This window comes from Mesorhizobium sp. M1329, from assembly GCF_040318035.1.
In the GTDB taxonomy this organism is placed as follows: Bacteria; Pseudomonadota; Alphaproteobacteria; order Rhizobiales; family Rhizobiaceae; genus Mesorhizobium.
Genome location: NZ_JAMYLN010000009.1, coordinates 146442 through 168009 on the forward strand (window position 1 = coordinate 146442; position 21568 = coordinate 168009).

A 21568-nucleotide genomic window follows, 5' to 3' on the forward strand; every position below is an offset into this window, starting at 1 on the left:
TCGGCATGGCTGGACGCCACTTTCGCATCGGAGAAGATTCCGCTAGGTCGAGCGCATGGACGTTATGACCAAGGCGGAAATCGACAAGGTTGAGCGGATCGCGCTCGATGCCAAGCCTATACGCCCGCGTGACGCCGCGACGCTGATCCTGCTTGACCGCAAGGGCGACGAGTTCCTGGTGCTGATGGGCCGGCGCCACGCCGATCATGCCTTCATGCCGGGAAAATTCGTGTTTCCCGGCGGCCGCACAGATCCGGCCGACAGCCGCATTCCGACAGCCACCGCACTTCATCCTGAGGAAGAAGCGAGATTGACCGGCGGCATCGGCCGCACCAGCCCGGCCCGCGCCCGCGCCATTGCCATGTCGGCAATCCGCGAAACCTACGAGGAGGCCGGCCTGCTGATCGGCCAAAAAGGCGCCTTCGCGACCGCCAAGAGCGACTGGCAGGGCTTTGTCGAGCACGGCGTCATACCATCACTGCGAGCGCTACACTTCGTCGCACGCGCCATCACCCCGCCCAACCGGGTGCGCCGCTTCGATACGCGCTTTCTCGCGGCATGGCGCGACGATGTCGCGGTGCAACTGCCGGATGGCGGTCCGACCGATGAGTTGGAAGACGTCGTTTGGTTGCCATTGGCCAGGGCCAGGCAAGCCGATATTCCAGACATCACGCGCACGGTCCTGGAGGAGCTGGAAAAGCGGCTCGCCCGGGATCCGCTGCTGAGCCCCGGCGGTCCCGTGCCGTTCTACCGGCTTGTCCGCAATCGCTTCGTCCGCGAAATTCTCTAGAGCAGCCAGGCATTTCATGACAGTGGATACCCAGCGAGAGGTCGAGGAACGCGTACACTGGCTGCCGATGGTCGCGGCGATCTCGTCGATCAGCGTCGTCGGCATTGCCATCGGCCTCGGCATGCCACTGCTCAGCGTGATCCTGGAAACGCGTGGCCACTCCGCGTCGATGATCGGGCTCAACACCGCGGTCGCCGGCCTCGCCTCGATCGCCGGCGCGCCGCTCGCCACCCCGCTCGCCATGCGGTTCGGGGTCGCCTGGACGATGCTTGCCATGATTGCGGCCGGGGCGCTGGCCTTTGTCGGTTTCCATTTCGCACCAGCCTTCTGGATGTGGTTTCCGTTGCGCGTGCTGCTGCATATCGCGCTGACGGTGCTGTTCATCCTGTCGGAATTCTGGATCAGCACCTCGGCGCCGCCACACCGGCGCGGACTGGTCCTCGGCATCTATGCCACTGTGCTGTCTCTCGGCTTTGCCGCCGGGCCTTGGCTGTTCGCCCATCTCGGCAGCAGTGGCTTCCTGCCCTTCGGCGTTACCATCGCCTTGGTTACGCTCGCTGCCATACCGGTCCTGGCGGCACGCAACGAGAGCCCGACGATCGTCTCGGACGGCGAAACCAGCAATTTCCTGCGTTACATCTGGCTGGTGCCGACGGCGACCGCGGCCGTGTTGGTGTTCGGCGCGGTCGAGACCGGCGGCTTTGCCCTGTTCCCGGTCTACGGTAACCGCATCGGCTACTCGGAGGCGGACGCCGCCCTTTTGCTCACCATGATCGGGCTTGGCAACGTGCTGTTGCAGATCCCTATCGGCATGATCAGCGACCGCGTCAGCGACCGCCGCTATCTGCTGATGGCCTGTGCCACCGTCGGACTTGCCGGCACGGTCTTCATGCCGTTCTTCGCGCAGAACTGGCATTTGATGGCAGCGCTTCTGTTCGTCTGGGGCGGTGTGGTCGCTGCCATGTACACAATCGGTCTGGCGCATCTTGGCTCGCAACTTTCCGGCCACGAACTGGCCTCCGCCAACGCCGCCTTCGTGCTTTGCTACGGCGTCGGCATGGTGCTTGGCCCGCAGGCAATCGGCATCGGCATGGACGCTTTCGGGCCGTCGGGCTTCGGTTGGGCGCTCGGCCTGTTCTTCGCCTGCTATATCGTGCTGGTCGGCACCAGGCTGCTCCGCAAAATCCTCTGAGTCGGCTCAGCTGCCGACATCGCTCCCACTGCTGACCAACTCCTGACACAACCATGTCAGGAGGGCTCGAGTATATGCTCCCCCAAAGTGCATAAGCAGGGAGACCTCGGATGATCGATAGTGGCTTTGAAACAAAATCGCTGCGGATGGAATTGCTGCTGCTGGTGACCTTTCAGGCACCGGCAGCCGATGTCGACCGCATCATGGCAGCGGTGGTCGCGATCGCGCCGCTCAGAATGGGCAAATATGATAGCAATGCGTTTCAGTCGGCGGACGGCATCGAACGTTACCGGCCCCTTGAAGGTGCCGCCGCCGGCGCCGAGACGGAATTGCGCAGGCGGCCGGGCACTGTCGAAGTGTCGTTCGAACTGCCTGACGACCAGAAGCTCGCCGCTCGCGTCGTCGAAGCGATTTACCAGGTTCACAGCTATCAGGAGCCGGTGATCCGCATTCAGCCACTGCTTGCCAGCCGCTCCAAGGGCCTCGACGACCGCGCCAATCCGAACCGCTGGTGGAACACGACGGGGGACTGGAAGAAGGCGTTGCAACCGGAAACCGTCGCGGCGGAGTGACCGGAACCTGGTCGTATCTCGGTTTGAATTTGGCTGTCAGGAAGCCTGACAATGGATGATGAAGCAAACCGCAAACCGGCAAGCGATCCCCAGGACCTGGCGCGGCTGTTGGTTTCTCGCGAGCAAGCGGGAGACGCGGAAGGAATGGCTGCTCTTTACGAACCCGGTGCCATCCTCGATACCGGCAACGGACAGTTGGCCTGCGGCAGAGACGCCATCAGCCGATTTTACGCCAAGTTGGTGGCAGCGGGACGAACGTTTGATCTCGGAGATCAGCGTCCGGCTATCATCAACGGGGATTTGGCGCTCACTTCCACGCGCCTTGCCGATGGTGCGGTGACTGCGGAAATCGCTCGCCGGCAAGGTGACGGGAACTGGCTTTGGGTGATCGATCAGCCGTCCATCGCTCGATACTCATAGCCAGCATTCAAACTGAGACGCCACCCCGAGCCTGCTTAGGACGGCCGGAGGCACACAGGAGCCTCCCGCGGCCGTCGGCAGCCAATCAAGTTGTCGGGTTCTGGTAGCACATCAATTGTCCGCTTCATCCCCAGCCTCCATCGGCTGGCAATAAACCCGGACAAGCTCATGTGCTACCTAATCCGGACAACTCATCTGCCTGCGACACAGAACCTGGACAAGGGTTGACTTTCCGGGTGCGTTCTTTATGTGTCGCGGCAAGTTTCCCGCGTCCGGGTGTTTCCCCGTGCTCCAGCGGCCAAAACTCCACGAACATTAACGGACGAACATCATGGCCAAAGCCGCAAACATCAAGATCAAGCTTCTGTCGACCGCCGACACCGGTTTCTTCTACGTGACCAGCAAGAACAGCCGCACCAAGACGGACAAGCTGTCGTTCCGCAAATACGACCCGGTCGCCAAGAAGCACGTGGAATTCAAGGAAACCAAGATCAAGTAATCGGGTTTTCTCTCGCAGTACCGAAACGCCGCCTTCCGGGCGGCGTTTTTCGTTTCGGGGGTGCAGGACTAGCCGATGCGATCGCCGCTTGCCGGATCGAACAGATGCAGCGACGCCGGATTAGCCGACAGGCGCACGGCCTCACCCGGCTTCACGCTGGCCCGGCCCATGGCAAACACGCAGACCTGCTGGCCGGCAAGCCTGGCATAGAACTGGGTCGACAGGCCAAGCGGCTCCACCACGCCCACCTCGCCTTTCAGCGCACCATTGTCGGCGAGCCGGATATGCTCGGGCCGCAAGCCGACGGTGATCGCATCGCCATCCCTTAGCGGCATGCCGTCCGGCAGCCTCAGCTTCTGGCCGTCGGCCAGGATGGCATCCGGCTTGGCGCCCTTTTCAACCACCGCAGGCAGAAAATTCATGCCGGGCGAGCCGATGAAACCGGCAACGAACGTGTTGACCGGCCGGTCATACAGATCGAGCGGCGCACCGACCTGCTGGACGAGGCCGTCATGCATGACGACGATGCGGTCGGCCATTGTCATCGCTTCGGTCTGGTCGTGGGTGACATAGACAGAAGTGGTCTTCAATTGCTGGTGCAGCGCCTTGATCTCGGCACGCATGTGGACGCGCAGCTTGGCGTCGAGGTTCGAAAGCGGCTCGTCGAAGAGAAAGACCTTCGGGTCGCGCACGATGGCCCGTCCCATGGCGACGCGCTGACGCTGGCCGCCGGACAATTGCCGCGGCAGGCGCTGCAGAAGCGCATCGAGCCCGAGCCGCCTGGCGGCACCGTCCACCCTTGCATCGATCGCCGGCTTGCCGGCCTTTCTCAGCATCAGGCTGAAACCCATGTTCTTCGACACGTCCATGTGCGGATAGAGTGCGTAGGACTGGAACACCATGGCAATGTCGCGGTCCTTTGGCGCGATGTCGTTGACCAGGCGCTCGCCAATATGGATCTCCCCGTCGGAGACCTCCTCCAGCCCGGCGATCATGCGCAGCAGTGTCGATTTCCCGCAGCCGGACGGGCCGACCAGAACGACGAACTCGCCGTCTGCGATTTCGAGATCGACCGCGTGCAGGACGCGCACGGCTCCATAGTCTTTGCGGACTTTGTCGAGTGTGACGGAGGCCATCGATCTATCCCTTGACGGCACCGGCGGTAAGGCCGGTGACGAGGTAGCGTTGCAGGAAGGCAAAGAAGACGCAGACCGGGATCAGCGCCAGGATGGAAGCAGCCATCATCTGCCCCCAGTCGACCGCGAATTTGCCGATATAGGTGAGCAAGCCGACCGCGAAAGTCTTCTGGTCGTCGCTGGAAATCAGCATCAGCGCAAACAGCAACTCGCTCCAGGCGGCGGTAAAGACGAAGCCGAGCGTCGCGCCCATACCAGGCAGCGTCAGCGGCACGATCACCTTGCGCATCGCCTGCAGGCGCGTGCAGCCGTCGATCATGGCTGCCTCTTCCAGGTCTCGCGGGATGCCGTCGAAGAAGGATTGCATCAGGAAGGTCGCAAAGGCCGTATTGAACGCGGTGTAGATGACGACGAGGCCGGTCAGGCTGTTGATGAGGCCGATCTGTCCCATGATGCGGTAGATCGGCGGAATGACCATCACCAGCGGAAAAGTCTGGGTGAGCAAAAGCAGGATGGCCAAGGTTGCCTTGCCGCGGAAGGAAAATCGCGACATGGCGTAGCCGGCAAGCGTGGCGATGACGGTTACGAAGGCTGCCGTTGACACCGAAACGATAACGCTGTTCAGGAAATAGCGCGGAAAATCAGTGGCTTCGAGCACGGTGACGAAGTTCTGCAGCGTCGTTTGCGACGGCCAGAAACTGATGCCTTCGGAATAGAGCAGCCGCTCCGGCGTGACCGAGATCTTCAACGTCCAGAAGATCGGGAACAGCGCGAAGGCCATATAGGCACCGATGGCGCCGTAAAGGCCGATGCCGCCGAGAATGCGCGAGGAGACGGAGCGTCCGGCAATCATCAGACGTGCCTCACCAGCGAGCGGCGGATGCCTATCAGCGCAATCGCATAGACGATGAGCAGCACAAGCAGCAGCACCGCCACCGCCGAGGCATAGCCCTTGTCCAGCGACTTGAACGCGCTGACGTAGATATAGACCGGCACTGTGGCCGTCGAACCGGCAGGCCCGCCTTCGGTCATGACGAAGATCAGGTCGGCGAATGTGGCGATCCATATCGTGCGCAGCATGACGGTGATGACGATGGTCGGCGCCAGGAACGGCAGCGTCACCTTGGTGAAGCGCTGCCAGGGCGAGGCGCCGTCGATCGCCGCCGCCTCATGCAGTTCCGACGGGATCGACTTCAACGCCGCCAAAAGCGTGATGGCAAAAAAGGGAATGCCGAACCAGACATTGGCGACAATCGGTCCCCACATGGCTGTCGCGGGATCGGAGAGCACGTTGGTTGGCTCGGCTTTCAGTCCCAATGCATAGAGCCAGTGCGGCAGCGGTCCGATGATTGGGTTGAACAGCCAGGCCCAGGTCAGGCCGGAGAGGAAGGACGGCACCGCCCAGGGCAGGAACACCACCGCTTGCACGATCTTTCTGCCCCGGAACGGTGTGTCGAGCAGCAGCGCCAGGCCAAGTCCAAGGAAAAATTGGAAGAACAGGCTGGCTGCCGTCCACCACAGCGTGTTGACGAGCGCCTGCCCGAGCACGGGATCTGACAGCATCGCCTGATACTGCCCAAGCCCGACATATTCGGATTTGAAAGCGGAGAATCTGCGGAACGAGTAGCCGATGCCGATGACCAGCGGCACCAGCAGCACGACGACCAGCAGCACGATCGCCGGGCTGAGATAGAGCCAGGGCTCGATCGCGGCATGGGATAGCCGCTTCTTTCGCGGCCTGCCGGCGGATCGTATTTCGGACACGGCATAGGTCATTTGGTGCTGGACTGTCTCCTGAAGCAGCGTCGAGGACAGCGCGCTTCTCCCGTTACGGTGAAAAGATGCGTGCAGGCAGATGAGAGGCAACACGAGCCACGACAGGTTGGCGCCGCCCCTCATCCGTCACGTCGTGACACCCCCTCCCCTTGAACGGGTGAAGGAACAAAAGCTATTTCTTGTTCTTGGCCATCCAGTCCTGCTGTTCCTTGGTCAGGAACTTGGCCCATTCGTCAGCCACGTCCTTGGCCGCTTTCTGGCCAAGCAGCACTTCCTGAAAATTCTTGATCGCCACCTGGTCGACGAAATTGCCGAGATTTTCCAGATGCGTCGGAGGCGTCACCATCTCGTATTTGTCGCCGTTGTTCAGTTCCTCGAACCAGCCTTTGAACTGCTCGGTCCTGAAGTGAGCGTCCTGGTCGGCGCCGTTGTGGATTGGAATGACGCCGACTTCCTTTGCCCATTCCAGATTATCCTTGGGCGACAAAAGCGTTGCCATCAGCTTCCAGGCATCGTCCTTGTGCTGGGAATTGGCGAACATCGCCCAGCCGGCATAACCGAGCGTCGGGTAGGATTTGCCGCTCGGCCCGACCGGCATCGGCGCCACGGCGAAGTCGTCGGCGCTCATCTTATCGGCGATGCCGAGCAGCGCGTCAGGATCCTGGTTCAGCATGGCGCAGGTGCCGGAATAGAAGCCGGTGACGGTCTCGTTAAAGCCCCAGCTCACCGCATCTTTCGGCGCCAGGCCGTTCTTGTACATGTCGGCGAGCATCTGCAGGCCCTTTACCGAGCCTTCCTCGTTGATCGTCGAGGTGCCGTCCTCGTTGAAATAGCCGCCCTTGCCGGCGGCGATGTTCATGAACATATGCATGCCGTTGAAGGCGCCCGGGCCGCCGCGCAGGCAGTAGCCGTATTTGCCCGGTATCGCAGAGATCTTCTTGGAGTCCTCGACGAATTCATCGAGCGTCGCCGGCGGGCCGTCCAGACCGGCCTCCTTGAACAGCTTCTTGTTCCAGAACAGCGCGTTCAGGTAGTAGCCGTAAGGGATCATGTACTGCTTGTTGTCGACCGTCGAGCCGAACTGCTTGGCACGCTCGCCCAGCGTTTTGGCATCGTCCCATTTGGCCATGTATGGCCCGAGATCCTCGAGTTGGCCGTTGGTCGCATAGAGGCCCATCCAGCGTTCCGGCATCTCGACGATGTCGGGCGTGTCGCCGGCCTGCACCATGGTGAGGAACTTCTCGAACGCCTGGCCCCAGGGCAGCGATACCAGCTCGACCTTGACACCCGGATTGGCCGCCTCGAATTCGGCGATCTGCTTCTTGAGGAATTCGGTACGCGGCGGGCTGGTGATGACCTCGACCATCTTGACCGTGGAATCGGCCAGCACGCTGCCGGCGGAAATCGCCAGACCCGCGACGGCACCAAGAAGGATGCTCAGTTTTTTCATGTTCAGCACTCCCATTTTGAACGGCTCCTTTATCTTTTTGCTCTGTCGAAGGCCTGGGCAACATCCGCCCACAGGTCTTCGACACTTTCCAATCCGACACTGAAGCGGATGGTTCGGGGGCTGACGCCGAAGCGCGCCATCGAATTCAGGCCCGGCGTCTGCTCGAGCGAGGCCTTTGCCGGAACGACCAGGCTCTCATGGCCGCCCCAGCTGACGCCGATTCGAAAGAGCTTCAGCGCATCGACGAAAGCCGGGATGTCGATGTCTTCCGTCACTTCGAACGAGAACAGCCCGGCATAGCCGGCAAGCGTCGCCTTGCCTGGATGGTTGGAATAGGCCGGGTGGTTGACCCGCTCGACATGGCCATGCGCCTTCAGCCGTTCGGCGATGGTCAGCCCGCTCTTCATGTGATGCGGCAACCGCAGCGGCAATGTGCGCAGGCCGCGCAGCAACAGCCAGGCCTCGAAAGGCGAAAGTTTGCCGCCGAGATAGGAATAGGTCTGCTCGTTGATATGTCGGATATGGGCCGCCGAACCGGCCACCACACCGGCGACGGTATCGCTGTGGCCGCCGAGATATTTCGAAGCCGAATGCAGCACCAGGTCGACACCGTGCGAAATCGGCTTCTGGAACACCGGGGTCGCCCAGGAATTGTCGATCGAGGTGATGATGCCCTGCTCTTTGGCCAGCCGCGCCAGATGCGTTATGTCCTGAAGCTCGAACATCATCGACGTCGGGCTTTCCAGGTAGAGCAGCTTGGCGCCGGGAAGTGCCGCGGCGACCGTGTCCGGATCGGAACCGTCGACATAGTCGACCTTGATGTTGAGCCGTGGCAAAAGCCGCTCGAACAGCCGGTAGGCATCGCCGTAGCAATTGCGCACGACGACCATGCGCTCGCCGGCACCGACGAAAGCAAGCACCGTGGCGCTGATCGCCGCCATGCCGCTGGAAAAGCCGCGCGCGGCCTCCGCCCCTTCGAGAGCGGCGACGCGCGCCTCGAACTCCATGACCGTCGGGTTGTCGCCACGCGAATAGATCGGCTGGCGTCGCCTGCCCGCGAATGTGTCGGCCATCTCGGCATAATTGGCGAAGGTGAAGAGCGAAGTCTGGTAGATCGGCGGTACCACCGCGCCGCCGGGGAAAGGCTCGTCATGGGCGAGAAGCGTCGCCGCCTCGGCGAGATAGTCGTTTTCGAAATCGGCGGGATGGTCGCTCATTTCTGGCCCGAAAGTTTGAGTTTGGCCGCACCGCGCTTCAGATCGTCCTCGACGGTGGCGATCAGCTTGAGCGCCTCGGCCCGGGCTCCCTCCGGATCGTGCGTGGCGATGCGTTCGTAGATCGTGCGGTGGTAAGGAAAGCTGGCGTGGCCGAAGTCGCGCACGCCAAGCGGATGCTCCCAGAAACGATGGAACAGTTCGTGCATGGCGGCGATGATCTGCTCGAACAGTGGATTGCCGGACGTGCGATAGATCGACTGGTGGAATTCCCAGTCCTCCTCCGCCGACATGCCGGCGCGCGTGTGAAAGGCCTGCTCCATGACGTCGAGCTTGCGCGCGATCTCGGCGATCTCGGCCTGGCCCGCGCGGACGGCGCAAAGGGCTGCTGCTTCCGCTTCCAGTGCCCGGCGGATTTCCAGCGTCTGCATCAGGCTGGTGAAATCATTGCCGCCGGCCAGCGTCAGCGGCATGTGCAGCATGTCCAGCGAGACCACTCCCTTGAGATAGGTGCCGCTGCCTTGCCGCCGTTCGACCAGGCCGAGCCCTTCCCAGCGCGTCAGCGCCTCGCGCACGGTGTTGCGGCTCACCTTGAGGCGCTCGGCAAGGATGCGTTCGGTCGGCAGTCTCTGGCCGGGCCCGAGAGCTTCCCGCATCACAAAGCCGGCCAGCGCCTTGAGCACCGCGTCGTCACGAGCAGTTGCCTGTATGGGGGAAAGGCCGAATTCGGTCATGCCAACGGGTCACCAAATGGCTCAATGGTCCAACCAATTTCTGCATAGAAGACAGACCCTGTCAACCGACTGCGGGCGCATACGCTCTGCCCAGCCGGCTATTTCAAAGGGCGCTGTCGCTGCCGCGGCAAAAACCCAGCATCTTCGGGATGTTGACGCAGAATCCTGATGTGTTTTGAAAATTGGGGGCCGGCCGGCGTTTGGCAGCGGTACGAGGAGGCCACTATGTGCCAGCGCCGGCCGGCCGACCCCACGGACCCAGGAGATGCGGCGGACCTGAGCATCATGGGGTATTCTTCGGGTCGAACCGGCGATCTAGCCTCGTGCCGGTTACGTCTAAGGGCTGCACATTTGCGCAACAACTTATAGAAATCAACCGTTTCTTAACCAAGCCTCGCAAATCGCTTGGATTAAGGTAAATTCGTAACCTTGTCGCGTTGACCGGGCAATTGCTGTTCGGTGCTAAGCCGCCTTGGCGACGACGCGATTGCGGCCGCCGCTCTTGGCTTCGTAGAGCGCGAGGTCGGCGCGTTTCATCAGCGCCGAGACCGTGTCTACCCCTTTCAGCACCGACGACACGCCAACGCTGACGGTGACTTCGACGGCCTTGCCTTCGGTGCCGACGGCAAACGGCAGCTGGGCGATTTCGGCGCGAATGCGCTCGGCGACCTTTTCGGCTACCGCGCCGTCGGTGTCCGGCATCACCACGACGAACTCCTCACCGCCGAAGCGGCAGGCCAGGTCGATGCCGCGCACATTCTTGCGCAGCCGCCGCGCGAATTCGCGCAGCACGTCGTCGCCGCCGTCATGGCCATGCGCGTCGTTGATGCTCTTGAAGCGGTCCAGATCGGTGATCATCACCGACAGCGGCCGGCGCCGTGCCACGGCGCGGTCGAACAGCGTCTGCAAATGGCTGTCGAGATAGCGGCGGTTGTGCAGGCCGGTCAGGGCATCGGTCACCGCCATCTCGATGGTCTGGGTGACGCTGGCGCGAAGCTGGTCGTTGTAGCGCTTGCGACGCACCTGCGTGCGCAGCCGCGCCGTCAGCTCCTGCTGGTCGATCGGCCGCATCAGATAATCGTTGATGCCGAGTTCGAGGCCGCGGATGATACGCCCCTCCTCGCCCTCGTCCGCCAGAAGGATGATTGGCAGGAAACGGGTGCGATCAAGCGAGCGCAATTGCGAGCAGAGCCTCAGCGGGTCGAAATCGGCAAAGGCCGTCGAGATCATCACGCATTCGTAGGGCAGCTCGGCGGCCTGGAAGAAGCCGGCATGCGGATCGGTGGCGACGTCGAGATCGGCACTGCCGCGCAGCATCTTCTGGATGCGCTCGAACGAGGATTTGCGCTCGTCGACCAGCAGCACCTTGGGCACCGCATCGTCAGTAGCGAAGTTGCGGCTCAAAAGCTCCTCGATGCCGATATTGCGTGTCGTCGAGGCGCGCAGCCGCAGCTCGTCGGTCAGCGACTTCAGCCTGACCAGGCTCTTGACGCGCGTCATCAGCTGCAGATCGTTGACCGGCTTGGTCAAAAAATCGTCAGCGCCGGCCTCGAGGCCGCGCACCCGATCCGAAACCTGGTCGAGAGCGGTGATCATCACGACCGGGATGTGCGATGTCGCCGGGTCGCCCTTCAGCCGCCGGCAGACCTCGAACCCGTCCATGTCGGGCATCATCACGTCGAGCAGCACGACGTCGACCTTGCCGTTCTCGCAGATCTCGATCGCATCCGGCCCGTTGGTGGCGGTCAGGACCTCGAAATATTCGGCGAGCAGCCGAACCTCCAGCAGCCTGACATTGGCTGGGATGTCGTCGACGACGAGGATCCGCGCGGTCATTTCACAAAGCTCCGGCTCGGCTGGAAAGATACATCAGGCATCGCCCAGGTAGGATTTGATGGTTTCGATGAAACGCGGCACCGAGATCGGCTTGGAGATATATGCCTCGCAGCCGCCCTGGCGGATGCGCTCCTCGTCGCCCTTCATCGCGAAGGCGGTGACGGCGATGACCGGGATGACGTGGAGATCATCGTCCTCCTTCAGCCATTTGGTCACCTCGAGGCCCGACACTTCGGGCAGCTGGATGTCCATCAGGATGAGGTCCGGCCTGTGCTTCCGCGCCAGATCCAGCGCTTCCAGGCCGTTGCGTGTGCGCACCGTCTCGTAGCCGCTCGCTTCGATGAGGTCGCGAAAGAGCTTCATGTTGAGCTCGTTGTCTTCGACGATCATAACCTTCTTTGGCATCGATTTCCCGTCCCGGCTGACCTTCCACTCGAAGGGTGCCGTCATGCGCCCCTTGTCGGCACGCACCAAACCTGTTCCCACTATACGGCAATATGATTGACGAAACGGAAACCGGCCGCCCGAAAAGCGTTCGGATTCCAGGTCGGCGAGCTTGCTGCCGGCGACACTTGCCACTACTGCGAAAACAGAACGATTCCGCCCATGAAGGAAGGTAGCGATGGCAAACGCAGCGTCAATGCGCGAGGAAGCGGAAACGATCGCCGTAAAGGCGTTGGGCTTCGTCGCCGCCGATCCGGAACTTCTGCCCCGCTTCCTGGCGATCACCGGCATCGAAGCCCATTCCATCCGCAGGGCGGCCGGCGAGCCGGGATTCCTGGCCGGCGTGCTGCAGTTCATCCTTGCCCACGAGCCGACCCTGATGCGTTTTTCCGAGGAGACCGGAACGCCGCCCGTCGCAGTCGGCAAGGCATTGCGGGCGCTGCCGCTCGGCGACGACAATCATGAGCATTCGATATAAGGAACGATCCCGAGACAGCGGACAGATCGCCGCGGCGAAAACCGCGAGCGCACTCGGGCGTTAACGCCAGCCGGTTCTAGAGCAATTCCAGGAAAAGTGTGAAACGGTTTTCCGTCCGGAATTGTGCAAAAACAAAGACATGGAGCGGTTCGGCGTTTCCGTGAAACGATGAACCGCTCCAAGCTCGGCGCTTAGGGTTTCAACTTCGCCCCTGCCCCGCCATTGTCATTCTCGCCCGAGCCATGATCCGGAACGGTAACATCGCTTGGGTCCATGATGGGGTTGTCCTGAACGGCATCGGCCGGCTTCAGCATGGCGCCGTTGACCGTGACCGAACCGTCTGCCTTGGCGTTGACGACCCATTCCAGTCGACCATCCGGCAGTTCCTTGCCGAATCCTTTGACGGCGAGTGCGAACGGGAAATACTGTGCCGCTTCCGGTTCGGTCTTGGCCGCCGTCTGCAGGGACTCCACGATCTTGTCATAGCCCGCGACATGTACTGTCATCGTCGCCTCCGGCTTCATGCCCGGGAACGTCATCTCCCCTTCCACGGCAACTTCGACGTTGCCATTCTTGGCTATGCTGTGCTCGAGCACGATCTTCGGGTTGTTGGCCATGAAATCGGCGACCAGGGCATCGCCAAACTCGTCCGACAGCGGCGGATCCTTATTGAGATCAAAGGCTTCGATCGCTTTTTTCGCCATCGTGTCGAGATCAATGTTGTCGCCTCCGATGTTCAATTCGAGATCGGTTGGCAGCAAGGCGGCGCTCCAGCTTGGTAAGAGCTGCTGAGGAACAGTCAGCCCTGCCGCCGTGATGCTGTAGTCAATCTTTCCATGGCTGGAGATGCCGCCGATGCTGGTCGTTGCGCTCAAATCACTGAGCCGGAAATCACCCACAGCCGTTGCAAAGGTCAGGCCCTCAAAGCGGTAGGACTCTTCCAATCGTTCCCAAAGGGGCAATGCGCTTGTCAGTAGAGATTTGAGCTCAGCCTGGTTTGCCTTCAGTGAAGCTTCGTCCTGATTGGCGATGGCAAAACCGAGAAGATCGAGGAACGCCTTCGTACGCACGCCATTTCCGGTAATCTCGGCCGACACCCTCGGTGACTTCATCGTGACTGGCACTTTCAGCCCCGTCCCGCCTTCATCGACAATGGCCGTTTCGACGAAATCAGCGATCGTCTGTGTCATGGCAAAATCGACGCCGCCGCCTGCGGATTTGCTAGCGTTCAAGGTCGACGTGCCGGCGCCAATGCTGAGGTCCATCGGCTCCTTGGGATCTCTGGACGTCACTTGCATGCCGGCCATCGAGCCGGCTCCGCTGGTGAACGCCGTCAGCCCCGGATCGTAGATGCCGCTGAACGCGGAGCCGGAGACGGAGAAACGCACCCCTTGCGGTCCCTGGAGATCGACAAAAGCGTTGGATGCTAGATCTGACGACACACTCCAGCTTCCGTCACTGCGCGGTTTGACCAGCATCGCAAAGGGCGCGAGATTGAATGTCAGAGGGTCATTGTTGCGATTTGCCCTAATGAGGGCGTTGAAATCGAAGGCTATCCGATAGGCATCGCCGTCGGTCGAGATCTTCAAAATACCGCTGTCGAGCGCCTTCTTGCCAATGTAACGCGACAGATCATCCGAAAGTTGCTTCGCACCCTGACTATCGATGGCCTGCCCCCAGCTTGGCGTACCGAATGCAAGCAGCAAAACAAATGGCAAAACACGCTTCATGTTAACCCCCATTTTCGACCACTGAACTCAAAGTCGCTTCGAGATTGATCGCAAGATACTGTTACAGCCACGACACGACCAGCTAAAGCACCAGCCGCACCAGCGGCCGGCCCGGCTTGCGTTCGATCAATCGCTGGAACCCGGCCTTTTCGAAGACCCGCGACGAGCCGACGAACAGCCCGATCGAGCGCGAATCCTTCGACAGGTCGATCGGGCAGGCCTCGAGCAGCCGCGCGCCATTTTCCCGTGCGAAGTCGATGCCGCCTTGGACCAGGCGGTGCGACAGGCCCCTGCCGCGTGCCTTGGCGCGGATGAAAAAGCAGGAGATCGCCCAGACGTCTGGATCGCTGGCATCGGCGGGGTCGAGCGGCGCCGACCCCCGGCCCTGGTTATTCCACTCGGGCACGTCGGCGCGCGGGCCGATCTGCATCCAGCCGACCGCCTTGCCGTCCTCGAAGGCCAGCAGGCCAGGTGGCGGTCCGGCCTCGATCCGGGCTTTGATGTGGTCCTTGTTCCGCTCCCGGTTGCTCGCGCGGCGCGCTGCCGGCGACAGCCGGAAATGTGTGCACCAGCAGCCGTAGCAGGCGCCTTGCTTACCGAAAAGATCTTCGAAATCCGCCCAAAGCTCGGGCACTAGCGGCGCTATGGTCGTATTCATGAGCTCTCTCCCGGCCCACCGCCTTGTCGTGGCGTCCGTCGTGACGTACCATTGCATTTGTTCTCTTTATGTTCGCAGCGATGGCGGCTCCTGTCAACAATCCCGAACACGGTTTTTGCCGCGACTGCCTGAGTTTTCAGCGCAGCGAGGCACGCCGTTGCGAGCGCTGCGGCAGTCCACGGCTCGCCCGCCATCCCGAGCTTTACCGGCTGCGCCTTGCCCATATCGATTGCGACGCGTTTTACGCGGCGGTCGAAAAGCGCGACAACCCGGCGCTGAAGGACCGGCCATTGATCATCGGCGGCGGCAAGCGCGGCGTCGTCTCCACCGCATGCTACATCGCCCGCATCCATGGCGTGCGCTCGGCAATGCCGATGTTCAAGGCGCTCGAAGCCTGCCCGGACGCGGTGGTCCTCCCGCCGGACATGGAGAAATACGTGCGCGTCGGCCGCGAGGTGCGCGCCATGATGCAGGCGCTGACGCCGCTGGTCGAGCCGCTCTCGATCGACGAGGCCTTTCTCGACCTCGCCGGCACCGAGCGCCTGCATGGCCTGCCGCCCGCGGTGGTGTTGGCGCGCTTCGCGCTCAGCGTCGAAAAGGAGATCGGCATCACCGTTTCTGCCGGCCTTTCCTACTGCAAGTTCCTGGCCAAGGTGGCGTCGGACTTCCGCAAGCCGCGCGGCTTTTCGGTGATCGGCGAGGCCGAGGCTATCGGCTTCCTGGCCGAGCAGCCGGTAACGCTGATCTGGGGGGTCGGCAAGGCCTTTGCCGCCACGCTCGAGCGCGACGGCATCCGCACCATCGGCCAGCTGCAGCGCCTGGAACACGGTGACCTGATGCGCCGCTACGGCGTGATGGGCGACCGGCTCTACCGGCTTTCGCGCGGCGAGGACGACCGTCGCGTCGTTCCCGACCAGGACGCGAAAAGCGTCTCGGCGGAAACCACTTTCGACACCGACATCGCCTCCGTCGACGAACTGGTTTCGGTGCTGAGGGCGCTGTCGGAAAAAGTCTCCGCCCGGCTGAAAAAATCCGGCATTGCCGGACGCACCGTCGTCCTCAAGCTGAAGACCCAGGATTTCAAGATCCGCACGCGCAATCGCCAGCTCGGCGATCCGACCCGGCTGGCCGACCGCATTTTCTCGACCGGGCTCGAGCTGCTGCGCAAGGAAGCGGATGGCACGAAATACCGGCTGCTCGGCATTGGCGTCAGCGATCTCTCCGACGATGACAGGGCGGACCCGCCCGACCTGGTCGACGTCCAGTCACGCAAGCGCGCCATGGCCGAAGGCGCCATCGACACGCTGCGCGGCAAGTTCGGCCGCAGGGCGGTGGAGACCGGCTATACCTTCGGCAAGGGCCGCGATGCCCATCCGCCCGAACCGGTCGAGGAGTGATAGTCAGGTGCGCCGCAGATCGATCCGGGTGGTAATCACGCGCTCGCCGGTTTTCGGGTCGACGTCGATAACGGTCAGCCGCATGCCGTCCTCGCCGTTCTTCTCGACCGTCATTTGCGCCGTGCGATCGCCATTGACCTCCTTGGCCCAACGGATGCCGAGATTGATCGCGTTGCCGGAGCGGCTGCCGCTCAATTGCGCCGGCCCGGTGCGCGATCCGACATAGGTACCGCTGTATTTCGTCCCGTTGGACCTGAGATCCGCGCTGATGGCGCGCGTTACCACGATAAGACCGCGGCAACTGCCGTCGAGCGACAACGAGCTCGACGTCGCGTCGGAATTGAAGCGGCATGAGACATTCACCGTCGGCGCATCGGTGGTCACCTTGACGATGCCTTTACCGGCGAAATTCCCCTGGAATGAGCGAAGAAAATCCGGATCGTCGGCATGCGCTACGCCAGCCCCGGCCGTCAGGCAGCCGGCAAGTACAAATCGTGCAAGTGATTTCATCGGACCGCTCCTCGTTGGTATCCAAAACACAGCACGCAAACACTGAAGGACCAACGCTTCCCACAGCGGCGGGTTCCGGCTTCAACATCACTGTGCAACGCTGCACGGCTGGCCCAGCCGAATGCGCCGGCTAGCGGTTGCGATGAGCGCTCCGGCTTGCGACATAGCCGCATGGCACCCGCACCCTCGATCCCCAAGGCCGCGTTCTGGATGGCGCTGTCGATCGCCTCGTTCCTGGCGATGTCGGTGGCCGGCCGGGCCACGACGGCCGAACTCAACGTCTTCCAGGTGCTCGAGCTGCGCTCGGTGATCGGCTTTTTCATCCTGCTGCCGCCGGTCATGATGTCAGGCGGTTTTGCGGCGATGCGCACCGGGCGTCCGCTGGCCCATATCGCCCGCAACGTCGTCCACTATACGGGCCAGGCTGCCTGGCTCTACGCCCTGACGCTGATCCCGCTTGCGGTACTGATCTCGATCGAATTCACGACGCCGATCTGGACCGCTTTGCTGGCGGTCGCTTTCCTCGGCGAAAGGCTCTCCCGGCCACGGCTCGCGGCGATCGTGCTCGGGCTGGTCGGCGTTGTGATCATCGTGCGTCCGGGCGTCGGCGCGGTCAATCCGGGGCATGTTATCGTGCTGGGAGCCGCGGTCTGCTTCGGCATCTCGGTGGTCCTCGTCAAGTCGCTGACGCGGACGGACAGCGTCGTGCGCATTATCTTCTGGATGCTGATCATCCAGTCGCTGCTTGGCCTCGTCCCGGCGCTATACGAATGGCGCAACCCGCCGCTCGAACTCTGGCCGTGGATCCTGCTCATCGCCTTCACCGGCATGTCGTCGCATTTCTGCATGGCCCGTGCACTTGTTTATGCCGATGCGACGGTCATCTCGCCAATGGACTTTTTGCGCGTGCCGCTGTCGGCGGTGATCGGATGGCTGCTCTATCACGAGCAGATCGACGCCTTCACCGCTGGTGGCGCCCTGCTGATCCTGCTCGGCAATCTGCTCAACCTGCAGCGGAGAGCACCGCAACCGGCGGAGATCGCCGCTTCATAAGCGTGCGCTAACTCTTAGACCAGTTCCACCTCGACCACGCCCGGCACCGCCCGCATCGCCGACGCTATCTGCGGCGATACGCGGTAGCGGTTGGGCAACTCGATCTCGACCTCGCCCTCGCCGCCTTCCTTGATGACGATGATGCTCACCTGACTGTCGCCACGTTGGCCAAGCTGCGATTGGATTGTCGATGCCGGAGCGTCATTTCTGACGAAGATGCGCAACGCTTTCTGGATACGGCTTGCCTCGTCCTCCAACGACTGCACGGTCTGGATGCGCAGATTGACGCCTTCAGGCCTGTCCTCGGCCGAAACGGTGATCACCACCGAGCGGCCGGGTTCGAGCAGGTCGCGGTATTGCGCCAGCCCCTCGGAAAACAGCACCGCTTCATACTGGCCTGACGTGTCGGAAAACTGCACGACGCCCATCTTGTTGCCGGTGCGCGTCTTGCGCTCCTGCTTGGTGGTGACGGTACCGGCGAGCCGGCCGGCGGCAGCACCGCGTTTGACGGCGGCCGAAAACTCGCCCCAGGTCTGCACCCGCATTTTCTGCAGCGCCGCCTTGTATTCGTCGAGCGGATGTGCCGAGAGATAGAACCCGACCACCTGGAATTCGCGGTGCAGGCGGTCGGCGGCGAGCCAGGGCTCGGTCGCCGGCAGGTTGAGTGCCTGCGACTGTGCGCCGAGCGAGGCGCCAAAGATGTCGTGCTGGCCGGTGACGGCGTTCTGCTGCGCCAAGGACGCCAGCCCCATCATCCGCTCGACGCCGGCCATCATCGCCGCGCGGTCATGACCGAAGCAGTCGAGCGCGCCGGCCATGATCAGGCTTTCGAAAACACGTTTGCCGACGATCTTCGGATCGACCCTTTCACAGAAATCGGCGAGGCTCTTGAACGGTTTTTCGCCGCGCGTGGCGACGATGTGCTCGACCGCCGCATCGCCAACGCCCTTGAGCGCGGCCAGCGAATAGAAAATGCGGTTCTCGCCGACCTCGAAATCCCGGAACGACGTCATCACCGACGGCGCCACCACTTCGATGCCGAGGCGCAGCGCATCCTGGCGGAAATCGGCGAGCTTGTCCGTATTGCCCATGTCGAGCGTCATCGACGCGGCCAGGAATTCGACCGGGTAATGCGCCTTCAGATACGCGGTCTGGTAGGAGACGACGGCATAGGCGGCGGCATGCGATTTGTTGAAACCGTAGTCGGCAAACTTTGCCAGCAGGTCGAAGATGAAGTCGGCTTGCGGCTTGCCGACGCCGCGCTCGACCGCACCCGAAACAAAGCGCTCGCGCTGCTTGTCCATCTCGGCGCGGATCTTCTTGCCCATGGCGCGGCGCAGCAGATCGGCTTCGCCCAGCGAATAGCCGGAGAGCTCCTGCGCGATCTGCATCACCTGTTCCTGGTAGACGATGACGCCTTGCGTCTCCTTGACGAGATGGTCGATCTTCGGGTGGATCGACGCCATCTCCTCTTCGCCGTGCTTTCTGGCATTGTAGGTCGGTATGTTCTCCATCGGCCCCGGCCGGTAGAGCGCGACCAGCGCGATAATGTCCTCGATACAGTCGGGCCGCATGCCGATCAGCGCCTTGCGCATGCCGGCACTTTCCACCTGGAACACGCCGACCACCTCGCCGCGCGACAGCATGGCGTAGGTTTCCGGGTCGTCGAGCGGAATGTGGGCGAGATCGATCTCGATGCCGCGGCGGCGGATCAGCTTGACCGCCCTGTCCAGCACCGTCAGCGTCTTCAGGCCAAGGAAGTCGAATTTCACCAGCCCGGCCTGCTCGACATACTTCATGTTGAACTGGGTGACGGGCATGTCCGATCGCGGATCGCGGTACATCGGCACCAGCTCCGACAGCGGCCGGTCGCCGATGACGATACCGGCCGCGTGCGTAGAGGCGTGCCGATAAAGACCTTCCAGTTTCTGCGCCGTATCGAGCAGCGTCTGCACGATCGGCTCACGCTCCGCCTCTTCGGCAAAGCGCGGCTCGTTGGCGATGGCATCGGCAAGCTTGACGGGATTGGCCGGGTTCGACGGCACCATCTTGCTCAGCTTGTCGACCTGCCCGTAAGGCATCTGCAGCACGCGGCCGACGTCACGCAGCACCGCGCGTGCCTGCAGTGTGCCGAAGGTGATGATCTGGCCGACCTGGTCGCGGCCGTATTTCTGCTGGACGTAGCGGATGACCTCCTCGCGCCGGTCCTGGCAGAAGTCGATGTCGAAGTCGGGCATCGACACGCGGTCGGGATTGAGGAAGCGCTCGAACAGCAGCGAAAAGCGCAGCGGATCGATGTCGGTGATGGTCGTGGCATAGGCAACCAGCGAGCCGGCGCCCGAACCGCGGCCCGGCCCGACCGGAATGTCTTGCGCCTTGGCCCATTTGATGAAGTCGGCGACGATCAGGAAATAGCCCGGATATTTCATCTTCTCGATGACGCCGAGCTCGAAATCCAGCCTCTCGCGATATTGCTCGACGGTATAGCCGGGCGTCGGCCCGTGCGCCGCCAGCCGCGCCTCCAGCCCTTCATGCGCCTGCCTGGCAAGCTCGTGCGCCTCCGCCTTGACCGCAGCATCGGCGTCGGCGACATCGCGGCCGGCAAAGCGCGGCAGGATCGGATTGCGTGTCTTCGGGTAATACGAGCAGCGCAGCGCGATCTCGACGGTGTTGTCGATTGCTTCCGGCAGGTCGGCGAACAGCCTCGCCATGTCGGCCTGGCTTCTCAGGAAGTGGTCGGGCGAAAGGCGGCGGCGATTGTCGGCCGCAACCACGGAGCCTTCGGCGATGGCGATCAACGCATCATGCGCGTCATAGTCTTCACGAGAGAAGAAAAACGCCTCGTTGGTGGCAACCAACGGCAGATCATGGCGGTAGGCGAGATCGACCGACGACTGCTCGATCGCGCGGTCGTAGCCGGACACCCGCTCAAGCTCGACATAGAGCCGGTCGCCGAACAGGCCCTTGAGCGCCAGGAGCCGGGTCTCGGCGAGTTCGCGGCGATCCTCTTTCAAGGCAGTGCCGATCGGACCGCGCGGCCCGCCCGTAAGGCAGATCAGACCGTCGGAGTGGCCCTGCAGCATCTCGGTCGTCAGATGCACCGCTTCGCCGGGCGGTGTCTCGAGGTAGACGCGGCTGACCAGCCTGACCAGATTGCCGTAGCCGGCCTCGGTGGCGGCGATCAGGACGACCGGCCGCATCTCCGGCCCTTGCCGCCTGCGGTCGCGCTGGCTGTCGCTCGCCTCGCCGGAAAAGGCGAGGTCGATCTGGCAGCCGATGATCGGCTGGATACCGTCCTTTACCGCCTTCTGGGCGAATTCCAGTGCGCCGAACAGATTGTTGGTGTCGGTGACGGCGATTGCCGGGCACTCGTCCTGCACTGCATGGCCGACGATCTTGCCGAGCTGCAAGGCGCCTTCGAGCAGCGAATAGGCCGAATGCACGCGCAGATGAATGAACCGACGCGCCGCCGCCTCCGCCCGTGACGCCTTTGCATAGGCCTCGCGCAGCAAGGGATCGCGTGGAAGTCTCTCATCCGCCATGGTTTTTTCGCGCCGCCTCACAAGGACTCAGTTGATGAAGATGTATTGTCCGGCACCGGGTACCACGAGTCCAGCGGTAGCGATTGGAGCTTTGGACGTTTAGAGCAGCCGCCGCAACTGCCGATCTCCCCCCTCGT

The 21568-nt window shown here is 62.5% G+C and carries 20 protein-coding genes; 8 read left to right on the top strand and 12 right to left on the bottom strand.

Annotated elements, in window-relative coordinates:
- Window positions 1-55 precede the first annotated feature (55 nt).
- The 5 genes from NKH21_RS11915 to rpmG all read left to right on the top strand — a co-directional run bounded on the left by NKH21_RS11915 (window position 56) and on the right by rpmG (window position 3473).
- Window positions 56-790 carry an NUDIX hydrolase gene (locus NKH21_RS11915; protein ID WP_352865044.1) on the top strand — a complete coding sequence of 245 codons (735 nt, stop codon included), beginning with the start codon at window positions 56-58 and terminating at the stop codon, window positions 788-790.
- A 16-nt stretch (window positions 791-806) separates the two neighbouring features.
- A complete protein-coding gene (locus tag NKH21_RS11920) occupies window positions 807-1982 on the top strand; it encodes an MFS transporter (protein WP_352667885.1) in 1176 nt (391 codons plus the stop codon).
- A 110-nt stretch (window positions 1983-2092) separates the two neighbouring features.
- Entirely contained in the window at window positions 2093-2554 is a 462-nt protein-coding gene (locus NKH21_RS11925; RefSeq protein ID WP_352667887.1) for a YqfO family protein, read from the top strand.
- A 51-nt stretch (window positions 2555-2605) separates the two neighbouring features.
- Window positions 2606-2974, top strand: coding sequence for a YybH family protein (locus NKH21_RS11930; RefSeq protein ID WP_352865047.1), 369 nt, complete (start codon window positions 2606-2608; stop codon window positions 2972-2974).
- A gap of 331 nt (window positions 2975-3305) precedes the next feature.
- Window positions 3306-3473, top strand: a complete 168-nt coding sequence (rpmG, locus tag NKH21_RS11935; protein ID WP_006201775.1) for a 50S ribosomal protein L33 — start codon at window positions 3306-3308, stop codon at window positions 3471-3473.
- 68 nt (window positions 3474-3541) lie between these two features.
- Here rpmG and NKH21_RS11940 read toward each other — a convergent pair whose 3' ends face one another.
- The 8 genes from NKH21_RS11940 to NKH21_RS11975 form a co-directional block, all read right to left on the bottom strand.
- Window positions 3542-4609, bottom strand: coding sequence for an ABC transporter ATP-binding protein (locus NKH21_RS11940; RefSeq protein WP_352865050.1), 1068 nt, complete (start codon window positions 4607-4609; stop codon window positions 3542-3544).
- A gap of 4 nt (window positions 4610-4613) precedes the next feature.
- Window positions 4614-5462, bottom strand: coding sequence for a carbohydrate ABC transporter permease (locus tag NKH21_RS11945; protein ID WP_352667893.1), 849 nt, complete (start codon window positions 5460-5462; stop codon window positions 4614-4616).
- Window positions 5462-6385 (bottom strand): carbohydrate ABC transporter permease, encoded by a 924-nt coding sequence (locus NKH21_RS11950; RefSeq protein WP_352667896.1) that lies wholly within the window; start codon window positions 6383-6385, stop codon window positions 5462-5464. Before NKH21_RS11950 ends, NKH21_RS11945 begins: the two co-directional genes overlap by 1 nt.
- Before the next feature lie 172 nt (window positions 6386-6557).
- Window positions 6558-7835 carry an ABC transporter substrate-binding protein gene (locus NKH21_RS11955; protein ID WP_254820140.1) on the bottom strand — a complete coding sequence of 426 codons (1278 nt, stop codon included), beginning with the start codon at window positions 7833-7835 and terminating at the stop codon, window positions 6558-6560.
- A 29-nt stretch (window positions 7836-7864) separates the two neighbouring features.
- Window positions 7865-9052 (bottom strand): PLP-dependent transferase, encoded by a 1188-nt coding sequence (locus tag NKH21_RS11960; protein ID WP_352667898.1) that lies wholly within the window; start codon window positions 9050-9052, stop codon window positions 7865-7867.
- On the bottom strand, window positions 9049-9783 hold the full coding sequence (locus tag NKH21_RS11965; RefSeq protein WP_352865055.1) for a FadR/GntR family transcriptional regulator: 735 nt from the start codon (window positions 9781-9783) through the stop codon (window positions 9049-9051). Before NKH21_RS11965 ends, NKH21_RS11960 begins: the two co-directional genes overlap by 4 nt.
- Before the next feature lie 462 nt (window positions 9784-10245).
- Entirely contained in the window at window positions 10246-11619 is a 1374-nt protein-coding gene (locus NKH21_RS11970) for a PleD family two-component system response regulator (protein WP_352667901.1), read from the bottom strand.
- A gap of 33 nt (window positions 11620-11652) precedes the next feature.
- Window positions 11653-12069, bottom strand: a complete 417-nt coding sequence (locus tag NKH21_RS11975; RefSeq protein WP_352493125.1) for a response regulator — start codon at window positions 12067-12069, stop codon at window positions 11653-11655.
- A gap of 172 nt (window positions 12070-12241) precedes the next feature.
- Between NKH21_RS11975 and NKH21_RS11980 the strand changes: the two genes are divergently transcribed.
- Complete coding sequence (locus tag NKH21_RS11980; protein ID WP_352667903.1) at window positions 12242-12541, top strand: DUF3572 domain-containing protein; 300 nt, start codon at window positions 12242-12244, stop codon at window positions 12539-12541.
- Window positions 12542-12732: 191 nt separating this feature from the next.
- On the opposite strand, the gene NKH21_RS11985 is transcribed toward NKH21_RS11980, so the two are convergent.
- Together NKH21_RS11985 and NKH21_RS11990 are read right to left on the bottom strand one after the other, a co-directional pair.
- Window positions 12733-14271, bottom strand: coding sequence for a hypothetical protein (locus NKH21_RS11985; RefSeq protein ID WP_352865057.1), 1539 nt, complete (start codon window positions 14269-14271; stop codon window positions 12733-12735).
- An 82-nt stretch (window positions 14272-14353) separates the two neighbouring features.
- Window positions 14354-14929, bottom strand: a complete 576-nt coding sequence (locus NKH21_RS11990; RefSeq protein WP_352667908.1) for a GNAT family N-acetyltransferase — start codon at window positions 14927-14929, stop codon at window positions 14354-14356.
- A gap of 68 nt (window positions 14930-14997) precedes the next feature.
- On the opposite strand from NKH21_RS11990, the gene NKH21_RS11995 reads away from it, so the two are divergent.
- Window positions 14998-16326, top strand: coding sequence for a DNA polymerase IV (locus NKH21_RS11995; RefSeq protein WP_352865059.1), 1329 nt, complete (start codon window positions 14998-15000; stop codon window positions 16324-16326).
- A gap of 3 nt (window positions 16327-16329) precedes the next feature.
- On the opposite strand, the gene NKH21_RS12000 is transcribed toward NKH21_RS11995, so the two are convergent.
- Entirely contained in the window at window positions 16330-16836 is a 507-nt protein-coding gene (locus NKH21_RS12000) for a hypothetical protein (protein WP_352865062.1), read from the bottom strand.
- 171 nt (window positions 16837-17007) lie between these two features.
- Here NKH21_RS12000 and NKH21_RS12005 point away from each other — a divergent pair, with 171 nt between their 5' ends.
- A complete protein-coding gene (locus NKH21_RS12005; RefSeq protein ID WP_352865064.1) occupies window positions 17008-17889 on the top strand; it encodes a DMT family transporter in 882 nt (293 codons plus the stop codon).
- Window positions 17890-17903: 14 nt separating this feature from the next.
- Here the strand turns inward: NKH21_RS12005 and dnaE are convergent, their stop codons facing one another.
- Window positions 17904-21431 (bottom strand): DNA polymerase III subunit alpha, encoded by a 3528-nt coding sequence (gene dnaE, locus NKH21_RS12010; RefSeq protein WP_352865066.1) that lies wholly within the window; start codon window positions 21429-21431, stop codon window positions 17904-17906.
- Window positions 21432-21568 lie beyond the last annotated feature (137 nt).